General features: G+C 71.2%; 16 protein-coding genes. 9 read left to right on the forward strand and 7 right to left on the reverse strand.

What is annotated here, in order from left to right:
- Window positions 1–184: 184 nt before the first annotated feature.
- Window positions 185–2,467, reverse strand: coding sequence for a D-alanyl-D-alanine carboxypeptidase family protein (locus ACFYV5_RS28255; protein ID WP_389172999.1), 2,283 nt, complete (start codon window positions 2,465–2,467; stop codon window positions 185–187).
- Between the two features lie 162 nt (window positions 2,468–2,629).
- On the opposite strand from ACFYV5_RS28255, the gene ACFYV5_RS28260 reads away from it, so the two are divergent.
- The 3 genes from ACFYV5_RS28260 to ACFYV5_RS28270 all read left to right on the forward strand — a co-directional run bounded on the left by ACFYV5_RS28260 (window position 2,630) and on the right by ACFYV5_RS28270 (window position 4,836).
- On the forward strand, window positions 2,630–3,334 hold the full coding sequence (locus ACFYV5_RS28260; RefSeq protein ID WP_355113632.1) for a GPP34 family phosphoprotein: 705 nt from the start codon (window positions 2,630–2,632) through the stop codon (window positions 3,332–3,334).
- Window positions 3,335–3,531: 197 nt separating this feature from the next.
- Window positions 3,532–4,392, forward strand: coding sequence for a helix-turn-helix domain-containing protein (locus ACFYV5_RS28265; protein WP_389173002.1), 861 nt, complete (start codon window positions 3,532–3,534; stop codon window positions 4,390–4,392).
- 243 nt (window positions 4,393–4,635) lie between these two features.
- A complete protein-coding gene (locus tag ACFYV5_RS28270; RefSeq protein WP_137988782.1) occupies window positions 4,636–4,836 on the forward strand; it encodes a DUF397 domain-containing protein in 201 nt (66 codons plus the stop codon).
- 81 nt (window positions 4,837–4,917) lie between these two features.
- On the opposite strand, the gene ACFYV5_RS28275 is transcribed toward ACFYV5_RS28270, so the two are convergent.
- Window positions 4,918–5,745: a hypothetical protein gene (locus ACFYV5_RS28275; protein ID WP_389173004.1), complete on the reverse strand. Its 828-nt coding sequence runs from the start codon at window positions 5,743–5,745 to the stop codon at window positions 4,918–4,920.
- A gap of 82 nt (window positions 5,746–5,827) precedes the next feature.
- Between ACFYV5_RS28275 and ACFYV5_RS28280 the strand changes: the two genes are divergently transcribed.
- Together ACFYV5_RS28280 and ACFYV5_RS28285 are read left to right on the forward strand one after the other, a co-directional pair.
- Window positions 5,828–6,610 carry an SDR family oxidoreductase gene (locus ACFYV5_RS28280; RefSeq protein ID WP_389173006.1) on the forward strand — a complete coding sequence of 261 codons (783 nt, stop codon included), beginning with the start codon at window positions 5,828–5,830 and terminating at the stop codon, window positions 6,608–6,610.
- Window positions 6,611–6,831: 221 nt separating this feature from the next.
- Window positions 6,832–8,355 (forward strand): sodium:solute symporter family protein, encoded by a 1,524-nt coding sequence (locus ACFYV5_RS28285; protein WP_389173008.1) that lies wholly within the window; start codon window positions 6,832–6,834, stop codon window positions 8,353–8,355.
- Here the strand turns inward: ACFYV5_RS28285 and ACFYV5_RS28290 are convergent.
- From ACFYV5_RS28290 to ACFYV5_RS28300, 3 genes are all read right to left on the reverse strand, one after another.
- Window positions 8,340–9,458, reverse strand: a complete 1,119-nt coding sequence (locus tag ACFYV5_RS28290; protein WP_389173010.1) for an ADP-ribosylglycohydrolase family protein — start codon at window positions 9,456–9,458, stop codon at window positions 8,340–8,342. The genes ACFYV5_RS28285 and ACFYV5_RS28290 overlap by 16 nt on opposite strands.
- Before the next feature lie 119 nt (window positions 9,459–9,577).
- Complete coding sequence (locus tag ACFYV5_RS28295; protein ID WP_389173012.1) at window positions 9,578–12,178, reverse strand: bifunctional FO biosynthesis protein CofGH; 2,601 nt, start codon at window positions 12,176–12,178, stop codon at window positions 9,578–9,580.
- Between the two features lie 164 nt (window positions 12,179–12,342).
- Entirely contained in the window at window positions 12,343–13,176 is an 834-nt protein-coding gene (locus tag ACFYV5_RS28300) for an LLM class F420-dependent oxidoreductase (RefSeq protein ID WP_389173014.1), read from the reverse strand.
- Between the two features lie 85 nt (window positions 13,177–13,261).
- Here ACFYV5_RS28300 and ACFYV5_RS28305 point away from each other — a divergent pair, with 85 nt between their 5' ends.
- On the forward strand, window positions 13,262–14,773 hold the full coding sequence (locus ACFYV5_RS28305; RefSeq protein WP_389173016.1) for a CehA/McbA family metallohydrolase: 1,512 nt from the start codon (window positions 13,262–13,264) through the stop codon (window positions 14,771–14,773).
- On the opposite strand, the gene ACFYV5_RS28310 is transcribed toward ACFYV5_RS28305, so the two are convergent.
- Window positions 14,754–15,287 (reverse strand): GNAT family N-acetyltransferase, encoded by a 534-nt coding sequence (locus ACFYV5_RS28310; protein WP_355113649.1) that lies wholly within the window; start codon window positions 15,285–15,287, stop codon window positions 14,754–14,756. The genes ACFYV5_RS28305 and ACFYV5_RS28310 overlap by 20 nt on opposite strands.
- 127 nt (window positions 15,288–15,414) lie before the next feature.
- On the opposite strand from ACFYV5_RS28310, the gene ACFYV5_RS28315 reads away from it, so the two are divergent.
- Genes ACFYV5_RS28315 through ACFYV5_RS28325 form a run of 3 tightly spaced genes read left to right on the forward strand, consistent with a single transcriptional unit; the run spans window position 15,415 to window position 16,883 of the window.
- Window positions 15,415–15,846 carry a nuclear transport factor 2 family protein gene (locus tag ACFYV5_RS28315; protein ID WP_355113651.1) on the forward strand — a complete coding sequence of 144 codons (432 nt, stop codon included), beginning with the start codon at window positions 15,415–15,417 and terminating at the stop codon, window positions 15,844–15,846.
- A gap of 13 nt (window positions 15,847–15,859) precedes the next feature.
- Window positions 15,860–16,615, forward strand: a complete 756-nt coding sequence (locus tag ACFYV5_RS28320) for a GNAT family N-acetyltransferase (protein WP_389173019.1) — start codon at window positions 15,860–15,862, stop codon at window positions 16,613–16,615.
- A gap of 55 nt (window positions 16,616–16,670) precedes the next feature.
- Window positions 16,671–16,883 (forward strand): hypothetical protein, encoded by a 213-nt coding sequence (locus ACFYV5_RS28325; RefSeq protein WP_355113655.1) that lies wholly within the window; start codon window positions 16,671–16,673, stop codon window positions 16,881–16,883.
- A gap of 91 nt (window positions 16,884–16,974) precedes the next feature.
- On the opposite strand, the gene ACFYV5_RS28330 is transcribed toward ACFYV5_RS28325, so the two are convergent.
- Complete coding sequence (locus tag ACFYV5_RS28330; RefSeq protein WP_355113657.1) at window positions 16,975–18,540, reverse strand: APC family permease; 1,566 nt, start codon at window positions 18,538–18,540, stop codon at window positions 16,975–16,977.
- Window positions 18,541–18,605 lie beyond the last annotated feature (65 nt).

Here is an 18,605-nt window from a genome sequence, read left to right on the forward strand (position 1 = left end):
CCTCTCCCGTGCTGCCTCTCGCGCGTCCTCGCGGTGTCGGTCTCGGTCTCGGTCTCGATCTCGATCCCGGTCTCGATCCTGCGGTCCCGGTCTCGGTCCTGCGGTCCCGGTCCTGCGGTCCCGGTCTCGATCCTCCGGAACGCTAACAGCAGGGCGCCCCGGAGGACCGGGACGCCCTGTCGCGTCATCCCAGACGGGTCAGCTTCTTGTCGAAGCCCGGCTCCACCAGGTCCCTCTGGAGGGCGAGCGGCGCGCTGACCTTGCCGGCGCCGGTGCCGATGGACACCTGCCCGACGATGTCGCCCGCCTTGCCGGTGTGCGGCACGGCCTTCCCGCCGTCGCCGATCGCCAGGTCGACCTTCAGGCCCGGCCACCCGACCGCCTTGAGCTCCTTGGTGGCGATGACCGGGGTCTGCCCGCCGAGACCGTCGTCGACGTAGCCGACGACCTGGCCCTTGCGGACGACCGACGCGGAGGTCACGTCCTTCTGCGCCTGCTGGATGAGCTCGAGGCTGTAGTCGATCGACAGCTGGAGCTTCTCGTTCAGCAGGCGGGCGTCCTTCGCACCCATGACGACACCGAGGATCCGGCGGCTCTTGCCGTCGACCACGGTGTTCGCGGACCAGAGGAGGTTGCCGCCGGCCGGGGTGGAGGAGCCGGTCTTGATGCCGGAGACGCCGGGCTCCAGCAGGATGTTGTTGTTGTTCTCGATCCGGCCCGGGATGCCCTCGACGGTCAGGTTCGGCATGTTCACGATCTCCCGGAACACGTCGTACTGCATGACCGCCTTCGCCAGCTTCAACTGGTCCTGCGGCGTGGAGACGGTGGTCGACAGCAGGCCGGACGGGTCGGTGTACTTCGACTCCGTCATGCCGAGGTCCTTGGCGGCGGCGTTCATCTTCTCGACGAACGCGGCCTCCGAGCCGGCGTCCCAACGGGCGAGCTGGCGGGCCACGTTGTTCGCCGACGGGATCATGAGGAGCTGGAGCAGCTCCTTCTCCGAGAACTGCTGGCCCTCCCTGACGGCGGCCCTCGACTCGTCCTCCGACGACGCCTCGTCGGCGGCCTTCTTGTCGATCGTGATCTCGGGGCCGGACTCCTTCCCCTTGATGGGGTGGTCGCGGAGGATCACGTACGCCGTCATCGTCTTGGCGACGCTCGCGAGCGGGGCGGGCTTCTGCGCCCCGTACGTCCCGAGCGAGCCGACGCCCTCGACCTCGACCGCGCCCTGTCCCTCGGTGGGCCACGGCATCTTCAGCTCGCCGCCCTCGAAGGTGAAGGTGGGGGCGGCGGTGAGGGTGAGGACAGGGGCCGGAAGCGGTCGAACAAACTGTACGACCGCAAAGATGATCAGAAGCAGGACGACCAGCGGGGTCCAGATCCGCACCCGCCGCATGGTCGTGCGCAGGGGGGTCGGAGGCGGGGGCGGGGTGTTCGTCAGCTCCGCGAGCAGATCGAGCGGGGGCAGCGGCGGCATGGGCTGCTGCCTGGTCCGCTCGGCCTCGGTGAGCGACGGCGGATTCCCGGGGGTTACGGGGGTCGCTTCAGGGGCCTTCGGCGCGGGCGCCTTCGCTTCGGGGGCCGCGGCACGGAGCGGCACGAACGTGCTCGGGCGCTCGGCGGCGGGCCTCGGCGCCTTCGGCGGCTCCGGAGTCGCGGGCGTCGGAGTCGCCGGAGTCGCCGGCGGGGGCATCGGGATCTTCAGCGCGGTCGTCGGCTGGTCGACCACGGGCGGCTGTACGGCCTTGAACACGGTGGTGGGCTGATCGACGGCGGGTTCGGCCGCCTTGGGCTCGTCGACGGCCTCAGCCGCCGCCTCAGCGGGCTCGGCGGGCTCCTCCGCCTTGGGCTCGGCGGCCGGCTTGCGCGCGGCGAACCAGGAATCCTCGGCGTTCCCGGCCTTCTCGGCCTCAGGGCCCGCCTCGGCATCGGCATTGGCGGCCTCGGCGGCAGCGTCCTCGTCCACGGGGTCGGCGGTGTCCGCCGCGTCCGCCGTCGTCGGCTCCTCGTCGCCGGAGGCGACCCACGCCGCCACCGCCGCCCGCAGGCGGTCACCCTCCGCGGGAGCCTCGGAAGCGGGCTTCTCGGAACCGGCCTCCTCGGTCACGGCTTCCTCGGCCGGTGCGTCGTCCTGGGACACGGCGTCCTCGGTCACGGCGTCCTCGGACACCACCTCCTCCGACGTGGCCCCCTCGGACGGTGCGTCGTCCTCGGGAGTACGCGGGGCGAGGGTCTTGAAGACGGCCGTCGGCTGGTCCACCTGGACCGGCGACGCCGACGCGGCTCCCGCCGTCGCCGAGGAGGTCGCCGAGGAGGTCGCCGAAGACGTCGCCGAGGACGTGGACTCGCGGAGCACGGAAAGCCGCGGATCCCGGCCGCCACCACCCGAAGGAGCCTCCTGCGAGGACTCCTGCTGCTCCGCCTTGTCGGGGGACTCGCCCGCCACCGTGCCTCCTTCATGCGTCATGCGTACGTCCGAACCGTGTACCAGTGTCCTGTGTGAACCCCTTGGCCCCCGTGCTAGACGAGAACGACATACCTACTGGTTCCCGTACGAAGCACCCAGGCGCTCTCGACAGATGAATGTGAGAGGGGTCACCCTGTGACTCATCCACGCGGGGAGGCATGGATGGGCAGGAGCCGCAGAACAATTCCGGAGGAGCTTCTGCTGCTCGCTCTGGACCCGGCCACGGGTACCACAGCGCAGCCGCAGTCGCTCGACCTCGGCCTGGCCGGAGCACAGCTAGTGGAGCTGGCTCTGGCAGGACGGATAGCCCCTGACGGGGATCGTATCGCCGTGGTGATGCCACGGCCGACCGGAGATCCGACTCTGGACTCCGCACTGGAGCTGCTGCGCAGGCGTGGCAGTCCGGTACGGGCGGTCCACTGGATCGGCGGGCCCCGACTGGGGCTGCGCCAGATCTACCTCGCTCACCTGGAGCGCTGCGGCATGGTGCATGCCGTGGAGGGCCAGATGTGCGGGGTGCTGCCGACGACTCGCTACCAGGCGACGGAGACGGCGATCAGCCGGGACATCAGGACCCGGCTGGACAGTGCGATCCGCACCGGCGTACCGCCGGACCCGCGGACCGCGGCGCTTGCCGCGCTGGCCCACGCGGTCGGACTCGGCAAGCATCTGTACCCGGGGAACGAAGGACGGTCGTCGCGGTCCCGGCTGCGCGACCTGATCCGGCACGACCCCATGGGCGGCCTCGTGGCGCACGCCGTGATGGACGTCCAGAACGGTGTGGCCGCCCAGCCGCGCCGCAGTGCCGCGGGCGGTGTCCCGCAGCAGCCGCGCCGCGGCAGCATGGCGCGCGCCGCCGTGCACTGAGACAAACCGTTCCACCAGTTCGAGCTGTTCCACCGGATCCATTCCGGGAGCCGCACAGACGACGTGTGCGGGGCGGCCTTGACGGCCGCCCCGCACACGTTGTCGTCATTTCCCAGCGCACACCGCACCTTTGGTGGCAGTCTGCCAAGCAGTAGATACTCACAGCTACGCAGCCGACAGCCGGAGGTGCAGTTTCCGTGGCGTCCAACGTCAACCCCACCGTCAGGCGACGCCGATTGGGCCAGGAGTTGCGCCGGCTCCGGGAGCAGAAGAACATGACGGCCGAGCAGGTGGCCGAGCGTCTTCTGGTGTCGCAGTCCAAGATCAGCCGTCTCGAGAACGGCCGTCGCTCGATCAGCCAGCGCGATGTCCGCGACCTCTGCGGGGTGTACGAGGTCGAGGACGAGCGGGTCGTCGAATCGTTGATGCAGATGGCCAAGGACTCCCGCCAGCAGGGCTGGTGGCACGCCTTCGGCGACATCCCGTACAGCGTCTACATCGGCCTGGAGACGGACGCGGAGAGCCTGCGGGTGTACGAGCCGCAGATCATCCCCGGCCTGCTGCAGACCCATGGCTACGCGGAGGCCGTGATCAGCGGCGCGCTGCCGGAGTCGAGCCCCACCGACATCGACAAGCGGGTCTCCGTCCGCACCCGGCGCCAGGACCGGATCAAGGACGAGGAACGGCCGCTGCGGCTGTGGGCGGTCATCGACGAGGGCGCGCTGCGCCGGGTGGTCGGCAACAAGCAGCTGATGATCCAGCAGTTGGAGCATCTCGTCGAGCAGTCGCACCTGCCGCATGTCACGGTCCAGGTGCTGCCCTTCGAGATGGGCGCCCATCCGGGTATCAGCGGGCATTACGCGATCCTGGAATTCCCGGACACGTCCGACTCCAGTGTCGTCTACATCGAGGGCGTGACGAGCGACCTCTATCTGGAGAAGGCCCAGGACGTCGCCAAGTACAGCGTCATGTACGAGCACCTGCGGGCGCAGGCCCTGAATGTGGAGCAGACCCGGGAGTTCATCTCGGACATCGCGAAGTCCTACGCCGCCGGGTGAGAGCGGAAAGATCCGGCCCTTCCGAATTCTCCGATTCGGGCGTGAAAGCAACCGTTCGGCCGCAGCCGCCGAGGAAGAGGCCGGTACGGTACACCCCGGACTCGCTCCAGCGGAAGCTCACTTGGAATATGCCATCCGGTCGGGTGAACGCCGCCCCCACGCGGCCGGACCGGCGAGTAGCGTCGATCACGCCAGCATGAAGGTTGGCGCGACACGCTACTCGGCAGAACCGGAGTGAAGAACATGGCGATTATTCAGGGCGCTACGGACACCTGGACGAAGTCCTCGTATTCCGGCGGAAACGGGGCCTGCGTCGAAGTCAAGTCCCCCGTCGTGGCCGCGATCGCGGTCCGGGACTCCAAGGCCCCCGAGGGTCCGTCCATCGCTTTCGGCTCGGCGTCGTGGAACGCCTTCGTCGGTGAAGTGAGCAACGGGGCGCTCTGATCCCGATTGTGCAGAGCGTCAGGGAACCTACGGAAAGAGCCCTCTCGACCGGTCCGCCGTCCTGGCCGAGGGGGCTCGGCTTTACCCTCGACGCAGCTGATCCACGTACCGGTCCGTGCCCGGCACCGTCGGAATGAACGGTGCGACCAGTTCGACCCGCCCCCACTCGCCGCCGACCGCGTCCAGGTCCGCGAAGTGCTCCGCCCAGCAGGTGCGCGGGTCCCGCTCCAGGAACCACAGCAGGGTCAGCCGGGTGTCGACCCCCTCGACCTGCTTCACGTACGTCATGCGGTCCCCCGGCAGCGGCGTCGGCCGGAAGACGGTGACCATCGCGGCCGCCGACCCGGTCAGGCGTCTGGGCAGTTCGCTCGCGCGCAGCCGTTCCAGCAGCTCGGCCCGGCGCTCCGGCCCGTCGGTGTCGATCACCTGGAGGATCAGCCCCTGGTAGGGGTGGTCGAGGGCGTGGAAGTCCCGGGGGCCGGCAGCCCCGTCCCGGTACACGGTCGCCTCGTGGTCCTGGAAGGCCGTGAAGACGTGCGTACGGTCGCGGTAGACGCGGGCGTCGCGGTTGAGCCGCTTGTTGATGGCGACGGTCCACTTCATGTGCTCGTCGTAGCGGCCGTCGGTGACCCAGTAGGTGGAGAGGTAGCAGCCGGCCGTGACGGGCTGGGCGACGGCGGACTTCTCCGGGGTGCGCAGCTCCTGGAGGTCATGGGTGGCGACCCAGCGGCGGCCCGCGAACATCCAGGGCATCGCCATGGCGCCCGCGTAGTAGTGGTCGTCCTCGTACCAGCGGTTGTAGGCGTACTCGTGGCCCGGGTGCGGTTCGACCATCGTGATCAGCGCGTGGCCGGGGTGCACCCCGTACGGCCCGGTCGACGCCAGTTCCGCGTACGTCTCGCCGCTCATGCCCGTACCCCTTCCCTTGTCCTCCGGAGGCTCCTACTCTGACGGGTCGTCAGATCGATCGCCAGAGTCGGGAGGCACCCGGATGCTGCTCCAGGGAAAGACCGTGGTCGTGTCGGGTGTCGGCGCCGGGCTCGGCCACCGGATCGCCGAGACGGTCGTACGGGACGGCGGCAACGCGGTCCTCGGCGCGCGCACCGAGGCCAACCTGGCCACGTCGGCGGCCGAGATCGACCCCGACGGACGGCGCACCGCCCACCGGGCCACCGACATCACCGACGAGGCGCAGTGCGAGGCCCTGGCCGCGCTCGCGCTGGAACGGTTCGGCGCGATCGACGCGGTGGTCCACGTCGCCGCCTGGGACAGCTACTTCGGCGGGATCGAGGACGCCGACTTCGCCACCTGGCAGGGCGTCCTGGACGTCAACCTGCTCGGCACGCTGCGGATGACCCGGGCCTGCCTGCCGGCGCTCAAGGAGCGGGGCGGTTCGGTGGTCCTCATCGGGACGCAGTCGGCCGTGGCCGCGCCCTCGCAGGTGCGGCAGGCGGCGTACGCGGCCTCGAAGGGCGCGCTGACCTCGGCGATGTACTCGATGGCGCGGGAGTTCGGACCGCACCGGATCCGGGTCAACACCGTGCTGCCGGGCTGGATGTGGGGCCCGCCGGTGCAGGCGTACGTACGGTTCACGGCGCACACGGACGGGGTCGCGGAGGACGAGGTGCTCGCGCGGCTCACGGAGCGGATGGCGCTGCCCGAGCTCGCGACGGACGGGGACGTGGCGGAGGCGGCGGCCTTCCTCGTCTCGGACCGGGCGCGGGCGATCACCGGGCAGTCGCTGCTCGTCAACGCGGGCGAGCTGATGCGGTAGCCCGGGAGGAAGGGCCGCGTCCCGATCACGGGCCGTACGGTGCGCGTGGGCGCGCTGTACGGCCCTTTTTCGCCCCATTCGGATTCATAAATGTGAATGCAGGTCAACAAGAAGAACGATTTTACTTGCTCTTGACCCTCCTCCGCGTTGTCGTGGCCCCGCAACTCACCACACCATGAACGGCGTTCACAAGGCGGACCGGAACCCCTGGAGGGGGCTCAATGAACAGTCTCGACTGGGCCGTGCTCATCGGCTATTTCGGCGTGATGGTCGCGATCGGCGTCTGGTCCCACAAGCGCGTGGACAACGTCTCCGACTTCTTCACCGCCGGCGGCAAGATGCCCTGGTGGCTCTCCGGCATCTCGCACCACATGTCGGGCTACAGCGCGGTGATGTTCACCGGGTACGCCGGCATCGCCTACACCTACGGCGTCACCTCCTACGTCACCTGGTCCTTCCCCATCGCGATCGGCATCGCCATCGGCGCCCACCTCTTCGCACCCCGCCTCAACCGGCTCCGCTCGCGGCTCCATGTGGCCTCCCCGCTGGAGTACCTGAAGAACCGGTACAACCTCCCCACCCAGCAGGCCCTCGCCTGGTCCGGTGTGCTGCTGAAGATCGTCGACGTGGGCGCCAAGTGGGCGGCGATCGCCACCCTGCTCTCCGTCTTCACCGGGATCTCCCTCAACCAGGGCATCCTCATCACCGGCGTCATCACCGGCATCTACTGCACGGTCGGCGGCCTGTGGGCCGACGCGCTCACCGAACTGGGGCAGTTCATCATCCAGTTCTTCGCCGGTATCGCGATGCTGGTCGCCGTGATGGCGAAGCTCGGCGGCTTCAGCGCCCTGTGGACGGTCTGGGACCGCCCCGAGCTCCAGGGCCACACCGAGCCGACGGCCGGCCCGTACACGATGACGTTCCTGCTCGCATACCTCTTCATCAAGACCTTCGAGTACAGCGGCGGCATGTGGAACCAGGCCCAGCGCTACATGGCCACCCCCAGCGCCCGCGAGGCCACCCGCTCCGGCCGGCTCTCCGCCGTGCTGTGGTTCGTCTGGCCGCTGGTCCTCTTCTTCCCCATGTGGGTCGCGCCGCTGCTCGTCACCCCCGAGAAGCCCGACGCCTCGGACTCCTACGCCCTGATGACCGAGCAGCTGCTGCCGCACGGACTCCTCGGCCTGGTCATCGTCGGCTTCTTCTCGCACACGATGGCCATGTGCTCCTCCGACGCCAACGCCATCGCGGCCGTCTTCACCCGTGACATCGCGCCCGCCATGAGCAAGGCGGCGCGCAGCTGGACGCAGCAGGCGGGGCTGCTCGCCGCCCGCTGGTCGACCGTCGCCTTCCTCGCCCTGTCCATGGCGGTCGCGACTCAGATCAACTCTCCCACCTTCAAGGACATCATCACCGTCGTCATCAAGTGGGTGGCCGGGCTGATGGGCCCGATCGCGATCCCGTTCATGCTGGGCCTGCTGCGGAGCTTCCGTAAGTCCGGGCCGACGGCGGCGCTCGTCTCCTGGGCGGCCGGCCTGTTCGCCTTCTGGCTGACCAACTACGGCCTGGACGGCATCGAGCTGCAGATCCAGATCGTCTCGCCGCTCGCCACCTCGCTGATCCTGTACGTCCTGATCGGCTTCATCCGGCCGGAGGACACCCCCGAGCGCGACGCCGTGCTCGACAAGCTCCACTCGGACGACGGCAGCCCGGCGGGCGTGGTGCCCGAACGTCAGCCCCTGGGATAGCGGGCGAGCCAGCCCGGGTGCGACTCCGAGGGGCTGTGCAGGGCGGCGCCCTGCGTCATCTCCATCGCGAAGTCGTCCGCGAGCTCCAGCACCGTGGAACGGCCCTCCAGCTCGGCCAGCCAGGCCGGCGGGAGGGCCGTCTCGCCGTGCAGGGCGCCGAGCAGCGCGCCGGTGACCGCTCCCGTCACGGCGGACGGCCCGTCGTGGTTGACCGCGAGGCGCAGGCCGTGCCGGATGTCCTCGCCGACGAGGGCGCAGTAGACGGCGACGGCGAGCTGGCACTCCGCACGGTCCTCGTCCGCGCCCAGCGCGCCGACCCGGGCGGCGTTCGGCATCCCCTGGCGTACGGCTCCGAGGGCCTGCTGGAGCGCGTCCGTGACGGGCTCGTGGCCGGGGCGCGGGGCGAGCTGGCCCAGCGCCCGCTGGACCGAGCCGTCCACGCTCTCGCCGCGCGCGAGGCCGTGGACGACGACGGCGAGCGCCCCGGCCGCGAGGTACGCGGCGGGGTCGCCGTGCGTCTGCGCCGCGCACTCCACGGCCAGCTGGCACACCAGCTGCGGTTCCCAGCCGACGAGCAGCCCGAAGGGCGCCGAGCGGACCAGGGCACCGGAGTCGGCCGCCTCCGGGTTCTTGGGCTTGTCGAGGGTGCCGAGGATCTCGTCGCCCAGGCCGGTGAGGCAGGCGCGGGCCGGGTCGCGGCGGGCGTAGAGCCACTCCTCGCGGGCCAGCCAGCCGATGTCGGCGCGCCGCTCGTCGGGGCCCCAGTCGCGCTGGGTGGCGGCCCAGCGCAGATGGGCGCGGTGGACGTCGGTGGGCGGGTGCCAGGCTCCGGTGTCGCGGCGGACCTGGGCGCGTATGAGCCCGTCGACGGTGAAGAGGGTCATCTGGGTGGCGGCGGTGACGGCGCCGCGTCTGCCGTGCGCGGGGACCGGTTCGGTGAGCCCCTCGGCCCCGTGGGCGGCCCGTATCTCCTCCAGGGTGAGCCCGGCGACGCCCGCGCCGAACGCGTCGCCGACCGCCCCGCCGAGAAGGCAGCCCCGGACGCGGGCCCGGAAGTCCTGCTGCTCGGCGCGGCCCCACACGGCCGCGGCGGTTGTCGTCACGACGCGCCTCCCCCGGATCGCCCTCCGCACTCGGTCTCGCAGCACTGTAATCGACCGGGTACGCGCGTTCGGGGGCCGGAACGTTATGTGATCGGACGCCCTTCAGGACCGGTTTTGGCTCAGTCTGGCAGCACCGGCAGCAGCTCCGGGAGGTGCCCGTCCGAGGCCGTCGCGGCCCGGACCCGCTCCTCGGGGACCTCGCCGTACAGCGTCGTCCGGGGGCGGGACGGCCTGCCCGCCGACTCCGCGATGGCGACGAGGTCCTTGACCGAGCGGTACGAGCCGTAGCCGGAGCCCGCCATCCGGGAGATGGTCTCCTCCATCAGCGTGCCGCCGAGGTCGTTGGCGCCCGAGCGGAGCATCTCGGCGGCACCGTCCGCGCCCAGCTTCACCCAACTGGTCTGGATGTTGGGGATGTACGGGTGGAGGAGCAGCCGGGCCATGGCGGTGACCGCGCGGTTGTCGCGGACGGTCGGGCCCGGGCGGGCGATGCCCGCGAGATAGACCGGGGCGTTGGTGTGGATGAAGGGCAGCGTCACGAACTCGGTGAATCCGCCCGTCTCCTGCTGGATCCGGGACAGCGTGCGGAAGTGGCCGAGCCAGTGGCGGGGCTGGTCCACATGTCCGTACATCATCGTGGACGAGGAGCGGATGCCCAGCTCGTGGGCGGTGGTGATCACCTCGATCCAGGTGGCCGTGGGCAGCTTGCCCTTGGTGAGCACCCAGCGGACCTCGTCGTCGAGGATCTCGGCCGCCGTGCCGGGGATCGAGTCGAGCCCGGCCTCCTTCGCCGCCGTCAGCCACTCCCGTATCGAAAGGCCCGTACGGGTCGCACCGTTGACGACCTCCATCGGGGAGAAGGCGTGCACGTGCATGCCCGGCACGCGCTCCTTCACGGCCCGCGCGATGTCGAAGTAGGCCGTGCCCGGCAGATCCGGGTGGATGCCGCCCTGCATGCACACCTCGACCGCGCCGACGTCCCACGCCTGCTGGGCGCGGTCGGCGACCTGGTCGAGCGAGAGGGTGTACGCGTCGGCGTCGGTGCGGCGCTGGGCGAAGGCGCAGAAGCGGCAGCCGGTGTAGCAGACGTTGGTGAAGTTGATGTTCCGCGTGACGATGTACGTGACGTCGTCGCCGGACACCGCCCGGCGGACGTCGTCCGCGACGCGGGTGAGCGCGTCGAGCGCCGGGCCGTCCGCGTGCAGCAGGGCCAGGGCCTGGTCGTCGGTGAGCCGCGTCGGGTCGTCGGCGGCGACGGCGAGGGCTTCGCGGACATCGGTGTCGATGCGCTGGGGAACCATGCCGGGGACGGCCGCCTCGCGCAGCGCCTCCCAGTCCCCGTACACCTCGTCGAAGTCGTCGCGGCGGTCGTGGGTGCGGCCGGTGGTGTCGATGGTGCGGTGCAGGTCGGTGCGACCGGTGGCGGTGAACGCCTCGTCCGGCTCCTGCCAGGGCAGGCCGCGCACCGGGGCGTCCGGGTTCGCGAGGCCCGTCTCGGGGTCGGCGAGCGCGCGGACGTGCGGCAGCAGGCGCGGGTCGAGCCAGGGTTCGCCCCGGCCGACGAACTCCGGGTAGACGCAGAGGCGTTCGCGCAGCTCGAAGCCGACGGCTCGGGACTGCTCGGCGAGGGTGTCGATCTGCGGCCAGGGCCGCTCGGGGTTCACATGGTCGATGGTGAGCGGCGAGACCCCGCCCCAGTCGTCGATGCCGGCGCCGATCAGCCGGCCGTACTCCTCGTCGACGAGGTTCGGCGGGGCCTGGAGGCAGGCCGAGGGGCCCATGATGTGCCGGGCGACGGCGATCGTGGCGACCAGGTCGTCCAGGTCGGCGTCCGGCATCCCGCGCATCGCCGTGTCCGGCTTGGCGCGGAAGTTCTGGATGATCAGCTCCTGGATGGAGTGGTAGGCGCGGGAGACCTTGCGCAGGGCGAAGAGCGACTCGGCACGCTCCTCGTACGTCTCGCCGATGCCGATGAGGAGGCCGGAGGTGAAGGGGACGGACGAACGGCCCGCGTCCTCCAGGACCCGCAGCCGCACGGCCGGCTCCTTGTCGGGGGAGCCGTAATGGGGCCCGCCCGGCTCGCTCCACAGCCGGGTCGCGGTCGTCTCCAGCATCATTCCCATGGACGGGGCGACGGGCTTGAGCCGCTGGAAGTCGGTCCAGGAGAGCACGCCGGGATTGAGGTGCGGGAGCAGTCCCGTCTCCTCCAGGATGCGGATCGCCATGGCCCGTACGTACGCGAGGGTGTCGTCGTATCCGTGCGCGTCGAGCCACTCGCGCGCCTCGGGCCAGCGGTCCTCGGGCTTGTCGCCGAGGGTGATCAGGGCTTCCTTGCAGCCCAGTTCGGCGCCGCGGCGGGCGATGTCGAGGACCTCGTCGGGGGACATGAACATCCCGTGACCGGCCCGGCGCAGCTTGCCCGGCACGGTGACGAAGGTGCAGTAGTGGCACGTGTCGCGGCACAGCCGGGTGAGCGGCAGGAACACGCTCTTCGAGTACGTGATGATCCCGGGCCGCCCGGCGGCCGCCAGACCCGCGTCCCGCACACGGCCGGCGGAGGCGGCGAGGTCGTCCAGGTCCGCGCCCCGCGCCTGGAGCAGCACGGCGGCCTCGGCGGCATCGAGCGCGACGCCGTCCCTGGCCCGCTTCAGGGCGCGGCGCATGGCGTTCTCGGTGGGCCGTCCTGCCTGTTCGGGCCGTCGCGCCTGGTGATCAGTCATGGACCGAGCATACGAGCGGCCTCGGACAGGCAGGAGCCCCTGTCAGATCTCGAGCACGGCGACCTGCGGCCCGCAGAGCCGTTCGAGGTCCTCCGGGTCGGAGGTCAGCACGACGACCGGCGGATGGGCGGCACGCGCGGTCGTCCATTGGAGCGTCTGGCGCTCTACAGATACCGGGCGAAGTCGTCCAGAACCCCCAGCACCTCCGCCTCACCCCCCGGCGGCAGCTGCAGCACGACCTCCTCGCAGCCCAGCTCCTCGTAGTGGGCGAGCTTGCCGGGGTTCGGGAGGACCGCGTACGGGACGATCTGGAGGGTCTTCGGGTCGCGGTCCGCGCGTTCCCACGCCTCGCGGAGCACGGGGACCGTCTGCGTCAGGCCGCGACCGCCGATCGGCATCCAGCCGTCCGCGTACGCGGCGATCTGGGCGAAGAGCTTCGGTCCCGCCGCCCCGCCGAGCAGCGTGCGCGGGGCGCCGCCGGCCGGCTTGGGCCAGGCGTACGAGGCGCGCACGGACACCCCGAACTCGCCTTCGTACGCGGTCGGTTCGGGCGCCCACAGCGCCCGCATCAACGCCATGCGCTCCCGGCCCAGCTCGCGCCGCGTCGCCCACTCCACCCCGTGGTCGGCGGCCTCCTCCTTGTTCCAGCCGAAGCCGACGCCGAGGGTGAAACGGCCGCCCGACAGATGGTCGAGGGTCGCGATCTGCTTGGCCAGGTCGATCGGGTCGTGCTGGGTGATCAGCGTGATGCCGGTGCCGAGCCCGAGCCGCTCGGTGACCGCGGCCGCCTGGCCGAGGGCGACGAAGGGGTCGAGCGTCCGGCCGTACTCCGGGGGCAGTTCGGCGCCCGCCGCCGGGTACGAAGTCGTCCGCTCGACGGGGATGTGGGTGTGCTCCGGGAGGTAGAGCCCGGCGAAGCCGCGCCCCTCCAGCTCGCGCGCGAGGCGCACGGGGGTGATGGTCTCGTCGGTCAGGAAGATCGTGGTCGAGATCCGCATGAGGGCAAGGTAGGGCGTGCGGCGCGGATTTCCGAGAGGTGCGGCACGAGTGCGTCTTGCGTTGTCCCGGCGTTCACGGCTTCCTATGAGGGTGCCGGACATGAGCGAACCGACCAGACGAACGCTCCTCGTGACCTCCGCCGCCTCCGCCCTTACGTTGGGGAGCGTGAGCTTCGCCCACGCCGCGGACACCCCCGGAGGCGACCGTACGGAGACGGTCGGCGGCACGCTGCCGCCCGGCTCCCCCGACTTCGTGTACCTCCCGGTGGAGATCCCGCGCGGTGTGCGCGAGATCCATGTCTCCTACGCGTACGAGAGACCGGCCGTCCCCGCCGGCACGCAGGGCAACGCCCTGGACATCGGCATCTTCGACCAGCGCGGCACCGGGCTGGGCGGCAAGGGCTTCCGGGGCTGGTCGGGCGGGGCGCGCAAGGAGTTCTTCCTGCGCGCCGACGCGGCGACGCCGGGCTATGTCGCCGGTCCGCTGAAGGCCGGGACCTGGTTCGTGGTGCTCGCCCCGTACACGGTGGCGCCGCGGGGGCTCACGTACACGGTGACGATCACGCTCCGCTTCGGTGCCCCGCTGCCCACGCCCCGGCCCGTGTACCCGCCGGAGCGGGCCGAGGGCCGCGGCCGGGCCTGGTACCGCGGCGACTGCCATCTGCACACCGTGTACTCGGACGGGCGCCGCACGCCCGCCGAGGTCGCCGCGCTCGCGCGGGCCGCCGGGCTCGACTTCGTCGCCACCACCGAGCACAACACCCATGCCGGGCACGGGGCGTGGGCGGACCTGGCCGGGGACGACCTGCTGATCCTCCTCGGCGAGGAGATCACCACCCGCAACGGTCACGTCCTGGCGCTCGGGACCGACCCGGACACGTTCGTGGACTGGCGCTACCGGGCACGGGAGAACCGCTTCGGGCACTTCGCGCGCGAGATCCGCAGGGCGGGCGGGCTCGTCGTCCCGGCGCACCCGCACGCCACCTGCATCGGCTGCGCCTGGAAGTTCGGCCTCGGCGACGCGGACGCGGTCGAGGTGTGGAACGGCCCGTACACCCCGGACGACGAGGTGTCCCTCGCCGGCTGGGACGCGGCGCTCGCCCGGGGCCGGTGGACCCCGGCGATGGGCAGCAGCGACGCCCACCGCGACCCGGACCGCGTCGGCACCCCGCAGACCGTGGTCCTGGCCGACGACCTGAGCCGCGAGGCGATCCTGGAGGGCCTGCGCGCGGGCCGCTCGTACGTCGCCGAGTCCTCGTCCGTCTCCCTGGACCTCACGGTGACGGACGGCCGGGGCCGCTCGGCGGGGATCGGCGAGCGGCTGCGGGTGGCGGCGGACGAGCCGGTGACGGTACGGCTCGCGGTGACCGGCGCCCCGGAGGGCGGCACGGTCCGCTTCGTCACGGACCAGGGCGTCCTGCACACGGCGCCGGCCGGGGGCCCGGTGGAGTGGGTGACGACGGCCGCGTACGCCACCTACGTACGGGCGGAGGTGCGCCGGCCCGCGACGCTGCCGCCGCTGCCGGGCGCGCTCGCGGCCTTGACGAACCCGGTGTTCCTGGGCGGGGAGGGGCGTCTCAGCCCTGGTACTCGCTGAGGTCGATGGCGTACACGCGCAGCGGGACGCCGAAGACCGGGTGGTTCGTGTCGCGCTCCGGGGTCATGCCGAGCTTGGCGATGACGTTCTCGGAGGCGGTGTTGGAGATGTGGGTGATGGCGATCACCCGGTCGAGACCGCGGTCCTGGAGCGCGAACTCCAGGGCGGCGTGAGCGGCCTCGGAGGCGTACCCCTGGCCCCAGAAGGGCTGTCCGAGCCGCCAGCCGATCTCCACGGCGGGCAGCACCTCGGGCAGGAACTCCGGCACGGAGAGCCCGGCGAAGCCGATCAGCTCGCCGGATGCGAGCAGCTCGACGGCGAAGAGCCCGAAGCCCTCCTCGTCCCACTCCTCCTCCCACCGCTCGATGTCCTCGGCGGTCTGCTCCAGGTCCCGCACGGATCCGTCGCCGATCCAGCGCATCACCTCGGGGTCGGCGTTGATCTCGGCCATGGGGACGAGGTCGTCGTCGGTCCAGCGGCGGAGGAGCAGGCGGGGGGTGTGGATCTCGGTCATGCCTCCATCGTCCCCCACCCCGCCCACCCCCACCGCCATGGCGACGGACACATGTCAGGCTGACACCCGGGACGCGATCATCCGAGGGGCTTGACCTCAACCAAGGTTGAGGCGCGAGGCTCGCCGCATGAACACGGACACGAGCACCGACATCGCCGCCGTCACCCGTCTCTTCGACCGCTACCTCCGCTCCCTCGACGACCGCGGCCCCTTCGACGAGGCATGGGCGGCCTCCTTCTTCACCGAGGACGCCTCCACCTCCACCCCCGCCGGGGACGTCCACGGGCGGGACGCCGTCGCCGCGAACGTGCGGATGGCGATGGGGCTCTTCGACCGGACCCTGCACATCGGCTCGAACTACCTGATCGACGTGGACGGCGACCGTGCCACGCTGCTCGGCAACCAGCTCTCCACCCACGTCCTCGCGGGCGACGGCGGGCTCTTCCTCTCCGGCGGGCGTACGGAGAACGAGCTCGTCCGCACCGCCGGGGGCTGGCGGCTGTCCCGGGCCGATCTGCGCATCGTCTGGACCCAGGGAAATCCACCTGTGCTTCCGTAGCCCGCCTGCTTGGATGACGGACATGCTCAAGCGCCTCGAGACGTACTACGACGCCGTCCCCCGGTCCACCGCCCGCGCCGAGGCGTTCGGGCCGCTCACCCTGTTCGTACGAGAAGGGGACGGCTGGCCGTACTACGCGCGGCCGGGGCTCGGGCACTCCGGGGAGGTCTCCGTCGCCGAGGTGGACCGCGTGCGGGCGCGGCAGCGGGAGCTGGGGGTGCCCGAGGCCTTCGAGTGGGTGGCGGAGACGACGCCGGGGCTGCGGGCCGCCGTGGAGAAGAGCGGGCTCGTGGTGCACGAGCACCCGCTGATGGTCCTCGACGGTGCGGGCGACGCGGTCGCGGTGCCCGAGGACGTCACCGTACGGATCGTGGACGCGGACGATCCCGTCCTGCCGTCGGCCGCCGCCGTTCCGTACGCCGCGTTCGGCGTCCCGCCCTCGCCCCAGGCCGTCCCCCAGCTCACGGCCCGGATCGGAGCGGGCCTCACCCGGCTCGCCGCCGCCGTGGACGCCTCCGGCACCGCCCTGTCCGCCGGGCAGCACCAGCCGGTCGGGGCCGTCTCGGAGGTCGTCGCCGTCGGCACCCTGCCGGACGCCCGCCGCCGCGGCCTGGGCCTCGCGGTCACCGCGGTCCTGGTCGCCGACGCCCGTTCCCGGGGGGTGGAGACCGTCTTCCTGTCGGCCACGGACGAGTCGGTGGCCCGTCTCTACGGGCGGCTCGGCTTCCGCACGATCGGCACCGCCCTGATCGCGGAACCGGCCTCCTGAGGGCCTCGCGGGCGGCGCGGCGCCACCGGGGCGGGGGTCGCTCGTTGGAGCGGGCATGAAGAAGATCCTCACCGCAGCCGGACTCGCCCTGACCGGTCTCGCCGTGGCCGGGAGCATCGGCGCCGCCGCCGGTTCCGCCGTCGCGGACACCACGGACCTCGGCAACGCCCAGCTCCCCTCCGTCGTACCGCTGAGCGGCGTCCTCGATCCCCAGGGGAAGCCGGCCTCCGCCGACGCGGCGGTCGAGGGGCTCCTGGCCGGGCACTGAGGGCGCGCGCCATGCCAAACGCCGAGGTGGCGAGACCGGAAGGTCCCGCCACCTCGGCGTTTCATGACTCAGGGGGTCGTACGGTTCGCGATCAGTCCGCGACGACCAGCGACGGCGTCTCCTTGGTGAGCACCTCGCCCCGGAAGAACGCGGGGCTCCTGCGCTGCATCACCAGCATGATCACCAGTCCGAGCAGCAGCAGTCCGACACCGATCACGAAGACCGAGCCGACGCCGAGGACGGAGGAGCCGGAGCCGTAGGCCGGGTCCCACATGTCGTACAGCGTCTTGCCGAAGACGGCGGTGAGCATGAGGCCGCCGACGCCCGGGAGGATGCCCTTGACCATCAGGTTGCCGAAGGAGGAGGTGAGCTCCTTGCGGAAGAACCAGACGCAGGCGAAGGCCGTGATCGAGTAGTAGAAGCAGATCATCAGGCCGAGTGCGTAGATCGTGTCGACGAGCACGTTCTCGCTGACCAGGCTCATCACCGCGTAGAACAGGCCGGTGGCGACGCCCGCCCATACCGTGGCGCGGCCCGGCGTCTTGAAGCGCGGGTTCACCTGGGCGAAGGCCGGCGGCAGCGCCTCGTACGTGCTCATCGCGAGCGCCGTGCGGGCGACCGGGATGAACGTGGTCTGGAGGCTGGCCGCGGCCGAGGCGAGCACGGCGACGAAGAGCAGGATGCCGAGGCCGGGGCCCATGATCGGGCCGGCGAGGACGGCGAAGACGTTGTCGGACGTGTCCGGGTTGCCCAGGCCGGTGCCCTCCTCGCCGATGCCCGCGTACATCTGTACGGCGATGGCGACCAGCAGGTAGGAGGCGACGATGACGACCATGGCGAGGAAGGCGGAGCGGCCGGGGGTGCGGGCGCTGCCGGTGCTCTCCTCGTTGATGGACAGGCAGGCGTCCCAGCCCCAGTAGATGAAGATCGACAGGGAGAGGCCGGCGGTGAAGGCCGAGAAGGACTCGATGCCGAAGGGGTTCAGCCAGGTGAAGGAGAAGTCGATCGATCCGGGGACCTGGTCGGCCTTGCTGATCGCCATGAAGGCGAAGATCGCGATGACCGTGAGCTGGAGTCCGACGAGGGCGTACTGGACCCACTTGGTGGCGGTGATGCCGCGGTAGCTGATCGCGGTGGCGATGCCGATGAAGACCAGCGTGGTGAGGATGTGGACGGCCTTGTTCTCGTCCAGTGCGGCGACGTCGGCGCTGCCGGTGACCTCGCCCGCGGTGAGCCAGAAGAAGGAGGTCGCGACCCCGGCGAGATTGGACAGGACGACGATGGTGGCGACCAGCAGGCCCCAGCCGCACATCCAGCCGATCTTGGGTCCGAAGGCCTTCACCGACCAGGTGAAGGAGGTGCCGCAGTCGGGGAGGGCCTTGTTGAGTTCCCGGTATGCGAACGCGACGAGAAGCATGGGCAGGAAGCCGGCCAGGAAGATGGCCGGCATCTGGAGTCCGACCTCGCCGACCGTGGGGCCGAGCGTGGAGGTCAGACAGTAGACGGGTGCCACCGTCGAGATGCCGATGACGGCGCCGCCCATCAGCCCGACGGAGTTTCCGCCGAGGCCCTTGGTGCGTACAGCCTGCGTGTCGCCCGGGGCGTTGACGCCGCTTACCGTGTCTCCGGCCTGAGGCCGTTCTTCCACCTGAGTCATAAACAGGACGTTAGGCGCTGCGGTTTCCACATCCGGAAGCAGCGACTCCGGGACCCCGGCCGATC

This window comes from Streptomyces sp. NPDC003035, from assembly GCF_042888285.1.
GTDB lineage: Bacteria > Actinomycetota > Actinomycetes > Streptomycetales > Streptomycetaceae > Streptomyces.